This window comes from Viridibacillus soli (genome assembly GCF_016612995.1).
GTDB lineage: Bacteria > Bacillota > Bacilli > Bacillales_A > Planococcaceae > Viridibacillus > Viridibacillus soli.
In genome coordinates, this window is sequence record NZ_JAEOAH010000028.1 from 37,094 (window position 1) to 55,999 (window position 18,906).

Genomic DNA, 18,906 nt, shown 5'->3' on the forward strand with positions numbered 1-18,906 from the left:
GTTTTTATGGTCTTGTCTTAATCGACCTCGCCCAAAAAAAGCGCCTGCCACTATCTTTTTAGGGCAAACGCATTTTTCTCATCCCTCAAATTCTTCGCTTAAACGGCATATATGAAAGCTTACGCCACAACCATTCGAGTGGACCGGTACCAATTTTTTTTACGAACAGGTGGGCTGCGAGCATCATCACGATGCTGATACCGATCCATGTTGCTAAAATGGCGTACACACTATGAACTGGAGCAAGGCTAAAACCCCAACTGTAAAATAACAGCGAGGCCAGGATGTTTTGCAACACATAGCAACTTAGTGCCGCTTTTTCAAGCATCCAGGCAAGCAAGCCAATGTAGCCAAGCGATAGGATTGGGGCGAACAAGTAGCGGACCAGCAAATCGAATAGTCCACCTGGCACAAGCAGCAGCATGTTTAACGGCATACCAAGGCCGAGACCCCATCTTAACAGTCGTCTCCGGATGCACCGGCCTTCCTCGTTTGCATGAAAGGCGCCGCTACGGAAGAGGCGAATGCCGACGATGTATAGTGCAATGTTCATAAACAGAATGGCGATTGCTTCGGCGCGCAAACCGATAAAGTCAAGCAGACGGTAAGCGACCTGTTCCCAATAGCCGCCTTCAGTGTAGAGTTCCTCGATTTCACGGAACCCTACAGCAATCTCGGCAATAAAGCTTTCATCGCGGAGGACAGCCATCCAAAGAAGGGAAAAAATGGTCACACCAATCGCATGAACAATTGCAGAGACTTTCATCCAGCGGTTCATCACGCCTTCTCGGCTGCGGATCAGAAATGCGACAATGATGCCAGTAAGTGCATAGCTCATTAAAATGTCATATTCAAACACAAAAAGATAATGCAGTAAGCCGTCTAAAAACAGAAGTGCCATTGTCCATATGTAAAATGGCAGCCAAGGCAATCCGTTTCGCTGTGCTTTTCGGTATTTTAGCTCTAAACCTATACCGAACATAATTGTCAGCAATCCGAGCAGCTTGCCGTTGACAAACACCGATTGTAAGGCAGCAAGAAACGCCTCAAAACTGTCAAGCCACCCTCCGGATGACATCAAAACCCCTGGCTGGGCAAACAGCCAAATATTCGTGCCGAGTGTGCCGATAATGGCAAAACCTCGAAGCACATCGAGCAAACGAATGCGTTTGGATTGCTCCATAAAACCCTCCTAATTCACGTCCGTGTGAGAGCTTATCTACTTGAAAGACGCTCAAATCCCCTCAATTTGTCTCTGAATCACACGACGTACTTTACCGTCATCTATGCGTGCAAGTTCTAACAAAGCGTGAAGTTCAAGCCATCAGTAAGCGCATAAAGTTTCTCCATTTCGAGCTGTTTGTCAATACCGCTCTTTAATAGCTGCGCTTCATCAAAATTGTGAAGGAGCTGAAAAATAACCTCATAAATATGGTCGTCATCAGGGTTGAAGTTAGGCTTGTTTCGGGAGGAGTAGAAATTGAATACTCTTTTCTTTAAGAAAGACATTAGCGATTCAAGCTGATTTTCGCATTTTTCAACATACCACATCCAAGACCTAACATTAAACCGATGCCAGTTATAATAAAGAACAATAAACCAATACCCTCTTTTAAAACAACCATCTGCAAAATAACACCCAAAAGCGCCCCTAATGTTAGACCAATGAACATGAATGCACCGTAATACAAACCGATAGCTTCCTCAACATTTGGTTCGTAATAATGCAACCACTTGGCATTACTTTCTAGCATTGGATTGTCTGGGTTTTCAACCGCAAACGATGCCTTTGCCTTTTCAAATGCATCTGCTTCAGATAAGCCATCTTCTACAACCAAATCATGAATATAATCGGCCATATAGCTTTTTAAATCTTCCTGAGCTTCTTGATTCTTTTGTGATGTCCATTTAAATTTAGCAGCCGTCTTTTTAGCTTCTCCCAATGTTTTATTCGCATGAAAGGCAAGTTGTTCAAAGTACGTAAGCTCTTCGCTATCCGTTACGTTTAACTGTGTATTCTGCTTCACAAATTGATTAACTTTTTGTTTTGTATCTTTACTTATTGTCATGTTATTCGACTCCTTCCAAAAATTGATCCATTAATTGTTTCATGAAAAGCCATTCTTCTTTTTTATGGCTTAAATAAGCTCTTCCAGAATTCGTGAGATGATAATATTTTCTCCTTGCTGCTGCACTACCCTCTTGCCAATAACTCGTAACATAGCCGTTTTTCTCAAGTCGTTTAAATGAGAGGTATAGTGTTCCTTCTTTTAATTCAAATGAATTCTGACTTTGTTTTTTGACTTCTCTGCTCAGATCATAGCCATACATATCATTATGGTAAAGCAAGCTTAAAATAATTGTGTCGATATATCCTCGTAATATTTCCTTATCAACTTCCACGTGATTCTCTCCTTCATACCTTGCTTTGTTAGGTACAAATAGATTATAAAACACATATACCTTATAAAGCAATGTATAAATGGAGGCTAGGTATAAATTTTTTTTATTTTATGGCTAAATTCGTGTTTAGCCTATAAAAAAGCCGTTCATAAAGCACTTATTTACGCTTTACGAACGGCTTAAATACAACAAATTTATCCATCTTTTTTTAAAGGCTTTGTTGTAGAAATCATCATTATACGGTTACCGTGATTTTTAGAACCAGTAAATAGTTGCGCTGGGTGGCTGATATATTCTTGGCATGAAACGAGAGCAATATGAATATTATGTAAATATTCATATTAGTATTTTTTAAATGATTAATACAGTTGCTGAAAAGGAGGGAAAGATTAATATGAACAATTATCCATTGAGTGTATGTAGATATTCAATCCAACCTGGTGATAATTACTGGCTATTAGCTCAACGATTTAATATTTCTGTATATGATATTTATGCAGTTAATCCTTATGTAGACCCGAATAATCTTTTCATTGGTCAAAATATTTACATCCCGATGTGCACATATGTTTCAAATCATTTAGGACCAACAAAATGCATTAGTCCAGCTGAGGTTGAACTGAAAAGCAATATGCGTAAGTTGTGGGAGGAGCATGTTGCTTGGACAAGGATGACAATATTGAGCTTAAACTTTAAATCACCTGATGTAGATGCAGTAATCGCACGGCTGCTTCAAAATGCCACTGACATGGGAGATGCACTTAGACCTTTTTATGGAAATCAAATAGGGGATGAATTTAGTGCTTTAATAAAGGAACATTTAGTAATTGCAGCAGATCTTGTCAAAGCAGCTATTGCAGGTGATCAACAAGCTGCAATCGCAGCAGAAAAAAAATGGTATTCCAACGCTGATGAAATTGCGGCATTCTTGAGTAGAATAAACCCATATCTATGTGAAGAGGAAGTTCGGAAAATGTTTTACTCACATTTAGCTTTAACAAAGTCAGAAGCAGTACTGATGATTAACAATAATTATAAGAAGAGTATTGAAGTGTATGATGAAATTCAGAAACAAGCTTTAGGTATGGCAGATGCAATCACGGAAGGAATCGTGAAACAATTCCCTAACATGTTTGGGTAGATTATCATTATAAAACAGAATGAAATACAATTTTGAAATCCATAAAAATCCACTTTATAAAAATTAGATAAAAAACGATTATGGGAAAATATGTACTTTAAAGTAATACTTGCATTAATAAAATCTTCGTTTAATTTTAGGTTAATTATCCAAATAAGAAAAAACTTCCATACTCTAATGCTATAAACGTGACTATAATATCACGCAACATTTCTAAAAAAATTCCTGTAAAAATACTTGAGTAGAACTGCTTTTGGACTAGAATTGTTCTACTCAAGTAGTGAATAGGCTACAACAAGAAGGTGGTCTTCTTTATTCAACTAAAGGGTACGTTTCTTCAATTTACAATCTTTTAATTTCTTCCTTTCATTTCTTCCCATTTATGCCCTTCCATGAAATACTCGGCTAACCCGTTCGCCTTTTCTGTGATGCTTTGTGGATAATCCATTATTTCAAGAAGTTTAATAGCGTTTCTCGTTTTTGATGGTCCAGAATGAATTGTATAATCAAATTGAACTTTCCCATTTTCGATCGATTCACTGAAGTGATAATTCGTATAAGCTTTTCTAGCCATTTCGGTTAATTCAATATCATGTGAAGCAATAATATTCATTCCTTTATTCAAAGAAAGCCATTCCATCATTGCGGCCGATGCGGCTATCCGTTCAATCGTATTTGTTCCCTTCAGTATTTCATCAATAAATGAGATACATGGTTTACCTTGTTCACATAGTTGGATAATGCGTTTGAGTGACTTTATTTCAGCTATAAAGTAACTATCCCCATCTAACACATTATCCTGAATTGCCATTGAAGTTACGATATAACTAGGTTTCATTGTCCAATTTTCTGCTAATACTGTATTAATCGTTTGTGCCAAGATTGTATTAATAGCGATTGCCTTGATATACGTTGATTTCCCTGATGCGTTAGACCCTGTAATGAGTGTACTCTTGCCGAGCATCGATGTGTTTGTCACCGGATTTTTGATAAGTGGATGAAACATATTTTTGAATGAAAGTTCCTCTTCCTCCACAAATGTAGGAATACAATATGTATTAAGTGATTTACGGTAAAACGCAACTGCTATCCCTGCATCCAGTTGCCCAATCAGTTGCCATAATTCACGGTATTCCGCTTTATGAGTTGAAATCGTTTTAATAATATTGTTATAAGAAATAAAATCCAATAAAAATAGTATTCGAATGTACTCAAAAATGATATCCAAATCTCCGTTGCCTCTTCCAAGCGAGGAAATATTGCTTAACATTAAAACTTTTTTAATCGGCTGCACCTTGACCTTAAACTCGTTTGTAAATGTTGTGAATTCAGGATGTTTGACGGATGCAAAGCGTTTTCCAGTATTAATGATAGCTGCTATGTACGATGTGGAATATAGATTATTCTCTAACGCTGGTTTATTTTTATAGTATACGGATGAGTTAATTAGAAAAGATCCTGCTAAACTTAGAATCCCGTACTGCAAGCTGTAAAACATCAAACAGATTGAAGCAAACGGCAATAAAGCAAGTAGCACGTAAACAGCTACATATTTTATGTTACTTTGATCTTCATAAAAAAAAGAAGATGAATTTGTATAATTCTGTTTTCCAAGCCCCGATAGTATGAGTAGGACCTCTTCTCTTAATGCCTGATTGCTTTCTAGTAATCTGTATAGTTCTTCTTTATCTTGTATATCTTCAAGGGATGGATTAATATCTCGAAGCTGATTAAATAAATATTCTGATCCTACCGAAGTTTGCGTGTAGTTGATTTTCTTGAAAACAGTATTCATAGATAAATCATCCCATGTCAAATGATCTATCCCATCATATCTTGGTCCACTATTTTTTTTATTTTTCCAGTACATTAACACTGATTCATCATCTTCACTTCGTGCGTTAAACTGTCCTGTTTCCCATTCTTTTCTAAACTTATTTAGTCTTCTCTTATTTTTCGTTAATAAATGATAGGTAAAGAAAACCGTCGTAACTATTATAAGAATCATTATTAAATTCATTAATCTTATCACTCCTATTACTTTTATATAATGTACTACCAATTCATATTATTTTGTACCCTTGTTGTTATCAATATTATCTTTGACAGGTTTATAAGGTTACGGGGACAATTGTTCTTCAGCTAAAGGGGAGCTTTAGTTAAAAAAGGACCACTAAAACTAATCAATCATTTTTCAAGATGGTTTCTTTTTGGTAGCTGCTATATAATGCTTGGTTCGATACTTTTACTAAAACTTTATTCAAAACCTACATTTAGCTCATAGAAAAAGCGCTATTTATCGACACTTTACAAACGGTTTTAATCACAATTGACATTCCGTTAACACCATAAAATTTGAATTCATACATATTTCACTCTAACTTCTTTACGTTATATATTTGATCTGCATTTTTAATCGGGTTTTCTATATCAAAATAATGTTCTTCTCCTAACCAGTACCTTCTTTTATACTTATTTAACCTTTCTTGATAATCTCCAATATACGAATCGCGATGTAAAACTCTTTCATATCTCATTTCAAGAGGACAATCTAGGAATATAATGAGGTCGTAGAAATTTCTCCATTCTTTTCTTTGTAGAAATATACCTTCAATAAGAACAATACTATTAGTTGTTACTGTAATTTCTTTAGTTGAAATTGTATCAGTAGAATGATCATAGAAGGGTAACGTTATTTCATTGCTATTATTGTATATTTTTTCAAGCAACTTGTTTGTTATCATTTTAATATCCCATTGCAAATAATAATATTCATACCATTCTTCGTGCCCTGTATTGTATCGTTTGTTTCTTTCAACTATATGGTCATCAATATGTATAACAGTTACCTTGCATTTATCCTTTAGCTCACACTCAAGATTTTTTACTAATGTCGTTTTTCCTGCCCCACTTAAACCATCAATTGCGACTATTAAAGGACGGTTATGGGAACGTGATGAAAATTGATATAATAATTCCCCTGCTATTTCATTAACACACATTGAATCATCATCCCTTTCTTTCTATTACTTAGTGACCGTTCTATTTCTCATTTTAATGCCTCCATAATTACCTCCAAATGAATATGGTTCAGTCAACCATCGTTTAGTTCGATTTTTTATACAGAATATAATGGTTTCCATGATAATCTGTATATTCAATTTCAAGTTTATCAACTGAATAATAGATAACTAATACTTCATGAATCATCTCTGTAATAAATGTCGTTTGTTTTTTATCACGTTTAATAGGTACTAGCTTGAATTTATAAACGGCTCCGTACATTTTTGACAGTGTTACATACAGCTCGTTGTTTTTTATTGTAATTTCTAGCGATTTATTTTCTGTATCTTCTCTAAAGATATACGTGCCACATACTTTCTCTTTCAACGGAAAAATGATTGGAACTGCTGGCTCTGGTAGCGAGACAGATTCACTAAAAATCACTTCCGCAATTTCTCTTGTTAATTTCAGGACTGGTGTTATGTTCATATTACTCAAAAAGATTATGCTTATGTTATCGTCTACAAATCTGATAAAATCGTTAGAAAAACCACTAATATTACCAAAATGACTCGTACACTGCCTATCTAAAACTGATGAAACAGCCCAACCGCATGCATAGGAATTTAAGTAAGGTTTAAACATTTTCTCCGTCAAATCCCTGCTGATTAATGTTGATTCCTGCAATGATTGACTCCATTTATAAAGATCCTGTGTCGTAGAATAAAGACCATAACCTCCTAGAGGAAATGATAAATCCGCATATTCAGCATGAATGGGTGTTTCCCAGAACGAATATCCAGAAGCTAGCCCCGAAACAATTTTCTTCCATCGTCACAACCTGTATCGTGCATGCCAAGGGGCAAGAAGATGTGTTCACTCATATAGTCTGCGTACGTTTGACCAGTTTTTTCTTCTATAATAGCTGTAAGTAGCAGATAACCGGACGTAGAATATTGATAGTCCGTTCCTGGTCCAAAAACTAATTCTAGGTTTTTGAATGAGTCTATACGATCTTTCAATGTTGATGGAAGCCTCATCGTTTGGAACCAAAAATCTGGGAAAGCCGTAAAATCAGGAATACCTGAAGTATTGGTTAAACAGTGATAAATCGTGATATTGTGATCATTAGGGTACAAAGGCAAATGCTTGTCTATAGGGTCATTTAATTGGAGATCACCTTTTTCAAGTAATTGGAAAATAGCCATTGCTGTAAAGCCCTTAGTAATTGAGCCAATCCGAAATTTAGTGTTTGGATTATTTAGTACCTGATGTTCCCAATTAGCCATACCGTATCCTTTGTTTAATAAAATACGCCCATTGATCGCAACTAAGATTGATCCATGAAGATAACCATTCTGATCGTAGGCTTTAGCCCAATCTGTTATCTGTTTTTCTAATCTTACATCTTTTAAACTCATGATATTCCCCTCAATTTTAATAAAGTTATTTAATTCTTATTGAACTGACTCCCCAGAATGTTTAAATATTTCAATTCAAGGTTTAGAACTCCAATTTACGACTTCTAAATTGCTTAGATTTATATTGCCAAGGGTTAAAATATGAGGAATGTATGCAAACATTCCAAAATTCCTTCCTTTTTCATGTTCCTTTTTAAAATACATTATTGTGTCAATTGGTATAGAATCTAACTCAACGTATTCTTTAAGAGAAATCAACTCTATTTCTTCGTTTGGGATTGGTGCAGTTGGTCCTTGATAATGCTCTTTGTCATAAAAATAAATGGCATTGATATTATCATTTAATCGCTGTATTGGAATCTTATAAAACATTACATTATGTTTCACACTGATCCCTAACGAAGTCAAAACCACAAATACATGATAAGGGTTTAAAGGCAGAAGAAAAATAACATCAGCCCATAAGCAATTTAACTTAGGAATAGCTCGCTGTAATAATTGTTTTCTATTTGAATATTCAAAATACTTTTTTGGAATATTTTTCATAAAGAGCAAGATCAATATCTCTAAGTTTATTAAGTGAAGTTAGTTCTTCACCTACCACTGTTTTCGGTACCATGTGATAAACATATTGCAATCTAATTCCCCCTCCGATACATTCTAAAAAGCCTTGTATTGACTATATTATATGTAAAATATAGGAATTAGTAGCCTTATTATCTGAATAATATGATATAATATCTGTAAATGAAATAGCCACAGTTGAATAACATTTTTAAAGCACTTTATTTTATTACTTCTGATAATCTTCCTTCAGATCGTCATTTCATATAGTGTCATTTTTATTATTAAACAACATATATATACATCATTCTCGTTACTACCTTATTATGGAATAAAACACTTTTCTCACTAATTATTTCACTTAAAAATGTGCTTTCTAAGTCATTCTCTGCAATAAAATTTTAAGTATAAAAATAGATGCAAATGCTTATGCACCAATGGTTTGCGCATGATCTATCACTATTTTCATTCGCCATGAGCATCCGCGAAATATGAATTTGTATATCTAGGTGCTCTTAAGATCGTTTTATTTATTCGTTTTTTCGATTACAATTGTTTTTATTCACGGAATGTTCAGACTATATTCAATCTAGTACTGTCACTATACTAGTTATCCTTTTTACCATTTTCTTCAGCTTTAATTTTTCCGATTAATTTATCTTTATTAATCATTTGAATTTCTTTTCCATTATCATTCAATTCATCAATCAACGAATCTACTTTCGGATCTCTTTTTGAAGCAACGACCTCTATGTCTTTTAATTCTGCTATTGGCATTAATAATTTTGCAACTGTATCTTGATCTAAAACTCTAAATGTTCCCGTTTCTGCACCAATAATCCAGAAATCTCCCCTAATTTCCGCTGTTTTTTTTAAAAAGAGAATGTATTCCTCTCCAGCTTCAAACAACTTACTATTATTCACAACCCATTCACTATCACCCTCTTGTTTAATAACGATCTCTTTAGTAGTTACTTCCCCTTTATAAACCTCTTTTACCTCTGCATTGAATAGCGTATATGGAATCGACCTTCCTTTTACAACTTTTGCTTCTTCAACTTGATTTCTAATAGTCAGATGTGCGATTAAATCCGCCTCTGCCGTTGTTTCTTTGAAGTCAAATGGTATGATTTCTGCGTTGATTCCACCCGTTACTTCATGCGCTACTTCTGTAACTGTAGTAGTTTTAGTATTACAACTAGCTAGTAGCAATACTCCCCCTAAAACCATGATCATTTTCTTCACACAGACAACTCCTAATTTTATGTATATATAGAATTTATTATATAACAATTATATACATTATTGTACCATTTTAATTATTTGACAATTTTTTTCAGATTTGTTAAGATAATTTTTAATAAAAGCATACAAATTCGTTGATGAGAAAAAGTAGCTTTACATCTTAATCCCTAGAGAGCTGACAGATCGGTGCAAGTCAGTGTTTAAGTGTAATGTGAAGATCCTCTCTGAGAAGATAAGCTGAAGTTTTAGTAGGTTTTATCCGGGTGTCCGCCGTTAAAAGGAACACGTATGATTGTACGTTGCTGAGTGCTATTGAGCGGTTTTCAATAGAATTAGGGTGGTATCGCGGTTAACCCCGTCCCTTACTTGGGACGGGGTTTTTTGTATGCTTTTATATACTTTTGTATTGGAGCGATATCAATGAATTCGAATGAAAGTAAAGAAAATGCGGTACAACGTGAACAACGCCTTCGCACCCTATGGACAGAGCAAGATACTTTTCAAGCTACCATTGATGCAAGAGAAGGAAGCGTCCCGTTTGTTTTTTATGAAGGTCCACCAACCGCTAATGGGCTACCCCATGTAGGTCATGCATTTGGCAGAACCATTAAAGATGTAGTAGCACGCTATAAAACGATGCAAGGATTCCAAGTAGAAAGAAAAGCTGGATGGGATACACACGGACTTCCTGTTGAACTAGGTGTTGAAAAGCAACTAGGTATTTCAGGTAAACAAGAAATTGAACGCTATGGTGTAGAACCATTTATAAACAAATGTAAGGAAAGTGTTTTCACATACGAGAAGAAATGGCGTACATTTACAGAAGAATTAGGCTATTGGGTTGATATGGATCATCCTTATATGACATTAAGCAATGACTATATCGAGAGTGTTTGGCACGTCTTGAGTAAAGTGCATAAAGATGGCTTGTTGTATAAAGGGCATCGTGTTTCACCTTACTGCCCTAGCTGTCAAACTTCATTAAGTTCTCATGAAGTAGCACAAGGCTATAAAGATGTAAAAGATCTATCTGCTACGGTGAAATTCAAATTAGCTAATAAGGATAATGAATTCTTCTTAGGCTGGACGACAACACCATGGACCCTACCTGCTAACGTTGCACTGGCTATGAACGCAGACTTAACTTATGTAAAAGTCCAAAAAGAAGCAGAGATTTTCATAGTTGCAAAATCATTAATTGAAAAAGTATTAGGTCAAGGTGTTGTAGTAATTAGCGAGCATAAAGGGCACGAATTTGAAGGTGTACATTACTTATCCCCATTCAACTATGTCAATGTTGAAAAAGGACATATCGTCGTCTTAGCTGATTATGTAACGGAAAGCAGTGGTACCGGCATCGTTCATATTGCACCAGCTTACGGTGAAGACGACTATAAAACCATTCAACAAAATGAACTATCCTTTGTGAATGTGGTCAATCAGCAAGGTCGTTATACGGATGAAGTAACTGATCTGAAAGGACGATTTGTTAAAGACTGTGACGTAGATATTATTAAAATGCTTTCAGAAAAAGGTCTACTATTTAGCAAAGAAAAGTACGAACATAGCTACCCACATTGCTGGCGCTGTGATTCTCCACTTCTTTACTATGCGACAGATAGTTGGTTCATCAATATGTCTTCCCTTAAAGAGCAAATGCTAGCGAACAATGAAACCGTCACGTGGTATCCTGAACACATTAAAAACGGCCGCTTCGGTAACTTCCTTGAAAATCTAGTGGATTGGAATATTAGCCGAAATCGCTACTGGGGTACACCACTCAATGTGTGGATCTGTGGTGATTGTGGTTATGAAGTTGCACCTAGCAGTATTCATGACTTAAACAAAATTGCTACAACCAATTTGGATGACGGTATTGAGCTGCATAAGCCTTATATTGATGCAGTACATTGCTCTTGCCCTAAATGTCATGGCCAGATGCAAAGAACACCAGAAGTTATTGATGTTTGGTTTGATAGTGGTTCGATGCCATTTGCACAACACCACTATCCATTTGAAAACATAGAGAAATTTGAAACCCAATTCCCTGCAGATGTTGTCATTGAAGGCATTGACCAAACACGCGGCTTTTTCTATAGCCTATTAGCGGTCTCCACTCTCTATACTGGGCAGGCCCCCTACAAAAATGTTTTATCCTTAGGTCATGTACTAGATGAACAAGGTCAGAAAATGTCGAAAAGTAAAGGTAATGCCCTAGAACCGGTTGAACTAATCCACGAATACGGTGCAGATGCATTACGATGGGCATTTTTAATCGATAGTTCTCCATGGAATCCTAAACGATTCTCAAAGAAAACGGTGCAAGATGCAAAATCCAAGCTAGTTGATACATTAGATAATACGTATAAATTTTATGCAATGTATGCGAAAATTGATGCCTTTGTATACGATGAGCAGCAAACAGGTAAGAAAACCATCTTAGATCATTGGATGCTTTCACGTTTGCATAGTACAGTCAAAATTGTAGAAGCATTTATGGCAGAGTATCAATTTACGGCTGCTACAAGAGAAATTGCATCATTAGTGGATGATGTAAGCAATTGGTATGTAAGACGTTCAAGAAATCGATTCTGGGCTTCTGGCATTTCAGAGGACAAACGAGCAGCCTATTCAACTCTATTTGAAACATTAAGTACAGTAAGCCAATTATTAGCTCCATTTGTTCCGTATATTGCAGAGGATATTCATCTAAAGCTTCATGACAGTAGTGTGCACTTACAAGACTATCCAAAAGCAAATGAAGCAATGATTGATGCGGAATTAGAACAAAAAATGGCGACGATTTTAAAAATTGTGGAGTTTGGTCGAAGTATACGTAATAGTACTTCTTTAAAAACCAAGCAACCGCTTCAACAAATCATTATTTGGCGTAAAGAAAACACAGAGGCATTAGCAGATTATACAAATATCATAAAAGATGAATTAAACGTTAAAACGGTGAATTTTACAAATGATGTATCGAAGTATGAATCCGCTAACTTCAAATTGAATTTCAAAACCGCAGGCGCTGCCTTTGGGAAGACGGTCAATTCTGTTAAGCAATATGTAGAGAGGATGCCAGAGTTAGAAAAACAAACAATACTCAAGCATGGTGAATTGCAAATCAAAGTAAACGAAGACCTGTATACTTTAAAAACCGAACATGTCCTTGTTGATTATGCCGTTACACCTGGATTTGAAATGGCTGGAGATCAGCAGCTAAAAGTTCTTTTGGATGTGGAATTATCACCACCATTAATTGAAGAGGGGCAAGTAAGAGAGCTTATTCGTACAATTCAAGACACAAGAAAGAAATTAGATTTGCCAGTCGAAATGTATGTATCCCTTAACATTGTAGGTAGTACAGAAATAGAAGAAATAATTCTTCGATTTGACGAGCTAATGAGAGAGAATTTACTTGTGAATGAAATCACTTTTAAACCGTTAGAAGACAGTTCGCAACATATCGATGTTCATTTAGGCGTCGAACTTGTGAAAGTTTCAATGCGTTATTGATTATGAGGTTGTATTAACCGAAAGTGTGAATATTGTTACAAAGGGGCTTTCCAATAAGTCGATTTCTGACTTTCGGATGCCCTTTTATGCTGAATATAGAGGTTTCTCTGATAAACTCTTGATTAACTAAGTATATTGAATTCTAAGTCCAATTATTATTAATTTTTTCATTTCTTTCTCCTCTTTGCGAATGACTCCATCTAAAATAATATTTCGTCATTCCTTCCAAAACAACAGAGGTATATTTATATTAAAAATATAATAAGGCAACAATTATTCTTTGCTACTTGAACTACCTAATTTCATTTTTTGCGAATTTACTAGCACACCAAAAATAATAAGTTCAAGAAGAAGTAAAACCCAAATACCAGGACTAATCTGATCAATGGCTGTACCAGTAACATCTCCAAATGATTTTAGTTTATAATGCCAGATAAATTCTCCCCACATTAAAACACCTATCAATTGAGTAATGAATACTAAACTAAAAATAAAGAAATATTTGAACACGTGTAACACCTCCTACCTATGAGAGAAAGTGCAGCATATTTTCGATTGAGTAAATAAGCTGTTATCAGGGTACTTTGCTTTTCTATATATTTTTCTAAGTTAGCTCAGGTAGTATTTATATTTTTAAGTTCAATTGCAGATCCAATAAATCCAATAAAACCACCGATTAAAAATAATATTGCTGGAATTACAGATGCACTTGCAGTTATTAAGCTATACATCCCAAAAACACATAAAATCAGGCAACTAATTAAACCAATAATTACTCTGACTCTTTTATTAATGAATATCCCCTCCAAAATTATCTATACCTTATACTCTTATAATTCTAGGATTATTCCTAAATTCCTTTTGATTGCTTAAAATCATTTTTGACATTCGAGTCATTTTAGAACAATCGGAGCCTTTATTTAGTGAAGGGAGAGAAATTGTGGAAAGTCATTCTGTGAATATCAAAGGCGATGACAATAATCATACGCTAGACATCGACATGTTGATGCAGTTTGTTGCCCGTTAATAGTTCTAACTCTATGGATTTAAATATTCTCAACTTTTTAAAAATCAAATTGATAGACATAGTCCATATCGGAATATTCACTAAGTGACCTCGAAATTAGCTGATAATACCATACTATTTCAACATCCGACTTTTCATCGTTTATGACTTAGTCACAGAGATACTGCTTCAGTCCTTCAGATGCTCCATAACAAAAGAAGACTCAGTTTACTTTAAAGACCTATATTGTAAAAGACATAAATAATAAAGTGTGATACATATTAGTCATCTATAACATGTATCACACTTATCATTCTTGTTCAACAATGTTGAACAGGAGGCTTTACTATTTGGGAGAAGGTGACTGGCAGCCATAAGAGTATGCCAGACAAAGAAAACCACACTTTTCTAGGATAGGCCTACTCATTGGACTAGCGTCAACAGTAAGGAAAGGATGCCCTTTTTCATATGCCTTTTTTGCCCGAGCAGCTAGAAGTGTTGTATAATACCTTTTTCCACGATACATAGGGAGCGTCGAACCTCCCCATAAGCTAGCAAAGGAGGAGTTGGTCTCTATGTACATCCATGCTGCACTTACGAGCTGACCATCTTCATAAATCCCATAAAGATATAAGGATTCAGGATTATTCTGTTTATCCCTCCAAAGCCTTTCTCCCAGCTCCGCATGCGGTACATTCCAGATGGCATCTTCTAAATCAATAATATCTTGAATGCCTTGTTCATTCGTTATTTCCTTTAAATCGAAATGTTGGTCATTATTAAGCAAGGGGTGCTGATCATCTAGCTTCATAACCATGAGAGCTTCAGCTTCATCTATTGTAAAACCTTCTTGTTCAAGAATATCTTTCAAACTATCAGGTTTGTCATAGCTATACACCTTCCACTCAAAAACCTGCCCAAGGTTACTAAAATAGTTTAATTCCTTCTTAATGATTCCCCTTACATTTCTTTCGTTTACATTAGATGAGAGAATGAACCCTGTTTCACCAAACTGTGAAATGTGACGCACCACATGCTCTGATTCCTCTCTTATAAAGCCTTGTGTTAGAGCCTCTTGTCGAAGTTCTTTGTGGAATAGTGAGATCAGTTCATTTTTATCCATTGCCAAGCTCCTTTCTCTTGTAGATCATAATTACGTTTTAAATACACTATAATTGCTTCTTTATTATTCTCAGTTTAAATTTATCCGTTAATATGTTTGTATCTCCCAATATTTCGGCTAGCTATAACCTGGTGATGAAAATTCAGAACCAAGCCACGTTTTTCTTGTCGATCAATCGCTTTCTACTTAGAGGAAATAGGTGCTATTTTGGCATAATCTAATTCATCGAAATAATAGACATTACCCCCTTTTGTAATAGCGATTAAAATAAAGGCTTTGGAAAGCCATTGATATGAGCTATTAACGCTATTTGCCCAATATGATATGCTTCATGTGTGTAAATATGATTAAATAACCAATTAAATGTAGGTTCCGAAGGCGGTGTCCATCCATCAGAAAATGTTGGAACTTCTACTATTTTATTCAGCAGTTTTGTGTCTAATCTCCTTAAAATATCATCTGTATAGTTTCTGATTCGAATATAACTATCCAATATTTCTTGAATTGAACTGTCCTCATTAATAGTTAAAATACTATCCTTTTGTAACCCAACTTCATTCACCCAATAGTCTTCACTGCTTGCTATATGAGAAATAATCCAAGCTAAATTGTTAGGATAAACTGCTGTTTTTTTAAACCAATACTCTTCATCAAGCTTCCTTAGATAAGGAATTAAAGTCTTCCTCGGGTCATTACGATATGGAAAAAGCATTAACAACATTCCTTTTTAATTCTTAGATGATTTTGTTATTCACAAACTTATGTATGATACTCATCACTCAAATTTGCATTTAAGTACCTATCCATTCCTGTTTTCAACTTTTTAAAGCCAAATTTTTCGTAGAATTCTTCAAACCTGTAGTTGATATCAAATGAATGCATGAAATATCCTTTAATTGTTCTATTAACTCTTCTACAATCTTTTTCGCAATACCATTAACTTGATAATCTTTGTAAACGATCACATCATAAATAGCGGCATTAAACACATTATCTGAAATTGCTCGTGCAAAACCGACAAGTTCACCATTTAGGAATGCAAATGACCATCATACAACTCCCATCGTTTATCATTCAGGTTCTTCAAGTTAGCAACGCATTTTGAATATGCGCTAAATGATGTTTACCGTGCCAAGCATATATACCGATATTTTTTTCAATAGAAACGAGTCCTGAATCAGGATGGTGAAAATTGCGCTTCCGTTGTTCTTCAGTTAGGTTTTCTAGCAAATAAGCCATTCGATCGTGTAGTCCTTCAATGATTTTAAGCGAACTCGAAATTGGTATTTTAGAGTCTATTAGCTCCGCCCATTTATCTTGATCGTATGGTTTAATCGTTGGTGTGTCCTCTGTTAAGGCAAATTTAAAGCGCGTATATGCATTACTATGGCTGTCAGCAAGATGATGTACAACTTGTCTAATTGTCCATCCATTTTCTCTATAAGGTTGATCTAAAGCGTCTTCCGTCAAATACTTTACCGCTTCAATTAATTGCTCAGGTAGAAGACGTATTTCTTCAATCCATTTTGACACTTGTTCAGTAGATATCTTCTCTTCACATTCAAATTTACCAATAGGATATTTCAAATCCAAAGTAATCAACTCCCTCTATCAATAATAACGGATGTAGCCTTTTAGTAATTATAACAAATTTACCCATCACCTAAAACATTATTGATGTATGGTTGTGAAGAATTCATCAACAATTGGTTTAATATCCGGATCTGTATGATAATAGTCTCCATTTACATTAGTTAATCCAAATTGTAACGTTTCTTCGCCATCTTGGAATAACTAATGTAAATGGAATAATGAAATCCGTCTCTTTTTTCTTGATTTTCATCCGGTATAAATTCAATATCTCTTATATCATTAATAAAATCGTCTATTTTCTCTTGATCCGTACTAAATGATTCCTCGCCTGTATTACCATCAACAATCTTAATTTCACATACTTTACTCAAATCCTTCTCATAAAATTCCTCAAGCGTTTTTGTTTCTATTCCACATCCAAAAAAGCAGTATCTCAATTATTAATCCTCCGTTCTTTGTATTGATTGATTTTTGAATATGAATGTGGACATAGAAAAAATTGTCTAGGTCATTTAGAAAAGTTACTTTTACCTATCTAAATGACATCATCAATAAGAATATTTTGTTAACACATCCAGTAGTTGACTGAAAAATTCATTCAATGATAATATTAAAAATTAGAATACGCTTCTCGATAATTGTAAAGTAACTAACAAACTTAAGAATATATTAAAATACATATGAATTACGGAAGCAAAGGAAGTGTACATATTGTCAGAGAATAATGAAGATACAAATCCAAAAAACAATATTAGTAGTAACAGTCTGCGTGCTGACTGTGAGAAATGCTTCGGCTTATGTTGTGTAGCGCTCCCCTTCGCAGCTTCGGGAGATTTTGCAACCAAGAAAGATGCCGGAAAACCCTGCACAAATCTGCAATCGGATTTCCGTTGTGGCATTCACAAAAACCTTAGACAGCAACGGTTTAAAGGTTGTACCGTTTTTGACTGCTTCGGCGCAGGACAAAAGGTTTCCCAAAGTACTTTTAAAGGCGTTGACTGGCGTGAAAGTCCAGAAACGGCGAAGAAAATGTTCGATGTTTTCCCAATTATGCATCAACTCCATGAGATGCTATGGTATCTGACTGAAGCTCTGACTCTGAAGGATGCTAGCCCAATTCATGGAGAACTTAGCTCCGCTCTTGACGAAACAGAACGACTTAGTCTACTTAGTCCAGATACACTTATAAAACTAGATGTGCCATCACATCGAGCAGTAGTAAACGCTTTACTTTTAAAAACTAGCGAACTTGTGAGAAACAAAGCACTTCACCAACATACTGGCTCTAATAAAAGAAAAACAATTGACCGTCGAGGAGTAGACCTTATGGGTTCCAAGCTTAGAGGGGCTGACTTCAGAGGAGCCAACTTAAGAGGGGCCTACCTTATTGGTGCTGACTTTCGAAACGCAGACTTGAGAATGGCTGACCTTATTGGAGCTGATTTCCGAGACACAGACCTTAGAGGAGCAAATCTAACCGGAAGTATCTTCCTTACTCAAGTTCAGGTTAATGCTGCAAAAGGGGATGAACATACAAAATTACCACACTTGCTTTCTCGACCGACACACTGGTCTGCTTTTGAGTAAAATAACTATATAGTGTCCCAATCTCTCTATACTAAATCGGTTCAAATCGTACGGAAAAGAACATTTGAAAGGCATTTATCATATTCAAAATGTAAATCGTTATCACAGCCGACTGTATTCATTATTTAAGTTGGTTTGGTTTCGTTTCTTTAATCATATCAGGAATCGTAATCGTGATAAGACTATGGGTAATATGATAGTTGTCTGTTCTCAACAGAAGCAACCCATGATATACTCATATCATCAGAATTTACCAACAATTAACAATACTCTGCTGTAAAATGGTAGGATTATTGAAAATTAT

At 35.3% G+C, this 18,906-nt stretch carries 18 protein-coding genes and 1 other annotated feature; of the genes, 3 read left to right on the forward strand and 15 right to left on the reverse strand.

The window, feature by feature from the left end:
* Window positions 1–85: 85 nt before the first annotated feature.
* From JFL43_RS15930 to JFL43_RS15940, 3 genes are all read right to left on the reverse strand, one after another.
* Window positions 86–1,183 (reverse strand): DUF418 domain-containing protein, encoded by a 1,098-nt coding sequence (locus tag JFL43_RS15930; protein ID WP_200749796.1) that lies wholly within the window; start codon window positions 1,181–1,183, stop codon window positions 86–88.
* A 325-nt stretch (window positions 1,184–1,508) separates the two neighbouring features.
* Window positions 1,509–2,069: a hypothetical protein gene (locus JFL43_RS15935; RefSeq protein WP_200749797.1), complete on the reverse strand. Its 561-nt coding sequence runs from the start codon at window positions 2,067–2,069 to the stop codon at window positions 1,509–1,511.
* 1 nt (window position 2,070) lies between these two features.
* The gene (locus tag JFL43_RS15940; protein ID WP_200749798.1) at window positions 2,071–2,403 is read right to left on the reverse strand and encodes a PadR family transcriptional regulator; all 333 of its coding nucleotides are present in this window, start codon (window positions 2,401–2,403) and stop codon (window positions 2,071–2,073) included.
* A 556-nt stretch (window positions 2,404–2,959) separates the two neighbouring features.
* Between JFL43_RS15940 and JFL43_RS15945 the strand changes: the two genes are divergently transcribed.
* Window positions 2,960–3,544, forward strand: coding sequence for an acetylglutamate kinase (locus JFL43_RS15945; RefSeq protein WP_407701989.1), 585 nt, complete (start codon window positions 2,960–2,962; stop codon window positions 3,542–3,544).
* Between the two features lie 352 nt (window positions 3,545–3,896).
* Here the strand turns inward: JFL43_RS15945 and JFL43_RS15950 are convergent, their stop codons facing one another.
* From JFL43_RS15950 to JFL43_RS15970, 6 genes are all read right to left on the reverse strand, one after another.
* On the reverse strand, window positions 3,897–5,564 hold the full coding sequence (locus JFL43_RS15950; protein ID WP_200749800.1) for a MutS-related protein: 1,668 nt from the start codon (window positions 5,562–5,564) through the stop codon (window positions 3,897–3,899).
* A 352-nt stretch (window positions 5,565–5,916) separates the two neighbouring features.
* The gene (locus JFL43_RS15955; protein ID WP_200749801.1) at window positions 5,917–6,546 is read right to left on the reverse strand and encodes a kinase; all 630 of its coding nucleotides are present in this window, start codon (window positions 6,544–6,546) and stop codon (window positions 5,917–5,919) included.
* A 103-nt stretch (window positions 6,547–6,649) separates the two neighbouring features.
* A complete protein-coding gene (locus JFL43_RS22685; protein WP_234447830.1) occupies window positions 6,650–7,234 on the reverse strand; it encodes a serine hydrolase domain-containing protein in 585 nt (194 codons plus the stop codon).
* Between the two features lie 119 nt (window positions 7,235–7,353).
* Complete coding sequence (locus tag JFL43_RS22690; protein WP_234447831.1) at window positions 7,354–7,968, reverse strand: serine hydrolase domain-containing protein; 615 nt, start codon at window positions 7,966–7,968, stop codon at window positions 7,354–7,356.
* Window positions 7,969–8,043: 75 nt separating this feature from the next.
* Window positions 8,044–8,523, reverse strand: coding sequence for a group-specific protein (locus JFL43_RS15965; protein ID WP_234447832.1), 480 nt, complete (start codon window positions 8,521–8,523; stop codon window positions 8,044–8,046).
* 615 nt (window positions 8,524–9,138) lie between these two features.
* Window positions 9,139–9,777, reverse strand: a complete 639-nt coding sequence (locus JFL43_RS15970; RefSeq protein WP_200749802.1) for a lipoprotein — start codon at window positions 9,775–9,777, stop codon at window positions 9,139–9,141.
* A 125-nt stretch (window positions 9,778–9,902) separates the two neighbouring features.
* Window positions 9,903–10,143 (forward strand) — a binding site (T-box leader).
* Window positions 10,144–10,197: 54 nt separating this feature from the next.
* On the opposite strand from JFL43_RS15970, the gene ileS reads away from it, so the two are divergent.
* Window positions 10,198–13,293: an isoleucine--tRNA ligase gene (gene ileS, locus JFL43_RS15975; protein ID WP_200749803.1), complete on the forward strand. Its 3,096-nt coding sequence runs from the start codon at window positions 10,198–10,200 to the stop codon at window positions 13,291–13,293.
* Between the two features lie 273 nt (window positions 13,294–13,566).
* Here the strand turns inward: ileS and JFL43_RS15980 are convergent, their stop codons facing one another.
* The 6 genes from JFL43_RS15980 to JFL43_RS16005 all read right to left on the reverse strand — a co-directional run bounded on the left by JFL43_RS15980 (window position 13,567) and on the right by JFL43_RS16005 (window position 17,452).
* Window positions 13,567–13,803 (reverse strand): hypothetical protein, encoded by a 237-nt coding sequence (locus JFL43_RS15980; RefSeq protein WP_200749804.1) that lies wholly within the window; start codon window positions 13,801–13,803, stop codon window positions 13,567–13,569.
* Between the two features lie 842 nt (window positions 13,804–14,645).
* Window positions 14,646–15,422 carry a GNAT family N-acetyltransferase gene (locus JFL43_RS15985; RefSeq protein ID WP_200749805.1) on the reverse strand — a complete coding sequence of 259 codons (777 nt, stop codon included), beginning with the start codon at window positions 15,420–15,422 and terminating at the stop codon, window positions 14,646–14,648.
* Window positions 15,423–15,684: 262 nt separating this feature from the next.
* The gene (locus JFL43_RS15990) at window positions 15,685–16,134 is read right to left on the reverse strand and encodes a DinB family protein (RefSeq protein ID WP_200749806.1); all 450 of its coding nucleotides are present in this window, start codon (window positions 16,132–16,134) and stop codon (window positions 15,685–15,687) included.
* A gap of 103 nt (window positions 16,135–16,237) precedes the next feature.
* Entirely contained in the window at window positions 16,238–16,411 is a 174-nt protein-coding gene (locus JFL43_RS23235) for a GNAT family N-acetyltransferase (RefSeq protein ID WP_325166693.1), read from the reverse strand.
* A gap of 94 nt (window positions 16,412–16,505) precedes the next feature.
* The gene (locus JFL43_RS16000) at window positions 16,506–17,021 is read right to left on the reverse strand and encodes a YfiT family bacillithiol transferase (protein ID WP_325166695.1); all 516 of its coding nucleotides are present in this window, start codon (window positions 17,019–17,021) and stop codon (window positions 16,506–16,508) included.
* Between the two features lie 155 nt (window positions 17,022–17,176).
* Complete coding sequence (locus JFL43_RS16005) at window positions 17,177–17,452, reverse strand: hypothetical protein (protein WP_234447833.1); 276 nt, start codon at window positions 17,450–17,452, stop codon at window positions 17,177–17,179.
* A 274-nt stretch (window positions 17,453–17,726) separates the two neighbouring features.
* On the opposite strand from JFL43_RS16005, the gene JFL43_RS16010 reads away from it, so the two are divergent.
* On the forward strand, window positions 17,727–18,602 hold the full coding sequence (locus JFL43_RS16010; protein WP_200749808.1) for a pentapeptide repeat-containing protein: 876 nt from the start codon (window positions 17,727–17,729) through the stop codon (window positions 18,600–18,602).
* Window positions 18,603–18,906 lie beyond the last annotated feature (304 nt).

What these genes read in the sequence shown, in the direction of transcription:
- JFL43_RS15930 (WP_200749796.1), bottom strand. Translation starts at nt 1,183, where the DNA reads ATGGAGCAATCCAAACGCATTCGTTTGCTCGATGTGCTTCGAGGTTTT.
- JFL43_RS15935 (WP_200749797.1), bottom strand. Translation starts at nt 2,069, where the DNA reads ATGACAATAAGTAAAGATACAAAACAAAAAGTTAATCAATTTGTGAAG.
- JFL43_RS15945 (WP_407701989.1), top strand. Translation starts at nt 2,960, where the DNA reads ATGTGCACATATGTTTCAAATCATTTAGGACCAACAAAATGCATTAGT.
- JFL43_RS15950 (WP_200749800.1), bottom strand. Translation starts at nt 5,564, where the DNA reads ATGAATTTAATAATGATTCTTATAATAGTTACGACGGTTTTCTTTACC.
- JFL43_RS15955 (WP_200749801.1), bottom strand. Translation starts at nt 6,546, where the DNA reads ATGTGTGTTAATGAAATAGCAGGGGAATTATTATATCAATTTTCATCA.
- JFL43_RS22690 (WP_234447831.1), bottom strand. Translation starts at nt 7,968, where the DNA reads ATGAGTTTAAAAGATGTAAGATTAGAAAAACAGATAACAGATTGGGCT.
- ileS (WP_200749803.1), top strand. Translation starts at nt 10,198, where the DNA reads ATGAATTCGAATGAAAGTAAAGAAAATGCGGTACAACGTGAACAACGC.
- JFL43_RS15985 (WP_200749805.1), bottom strand. Translation starts at nt 15,422, where the DNA reads ATGGATAAAAATGAACTGATCTCACTATTCCACAAAGAACTTCGACAA.
- JFL43_RS15990 (WP_200749806.1), bottom strand. Translation starts at nt 16,134, where the DNA reads ATGCTTTTTCCATATCGTAATGACCCGAGGAAGACTTTAATTCCTTAT.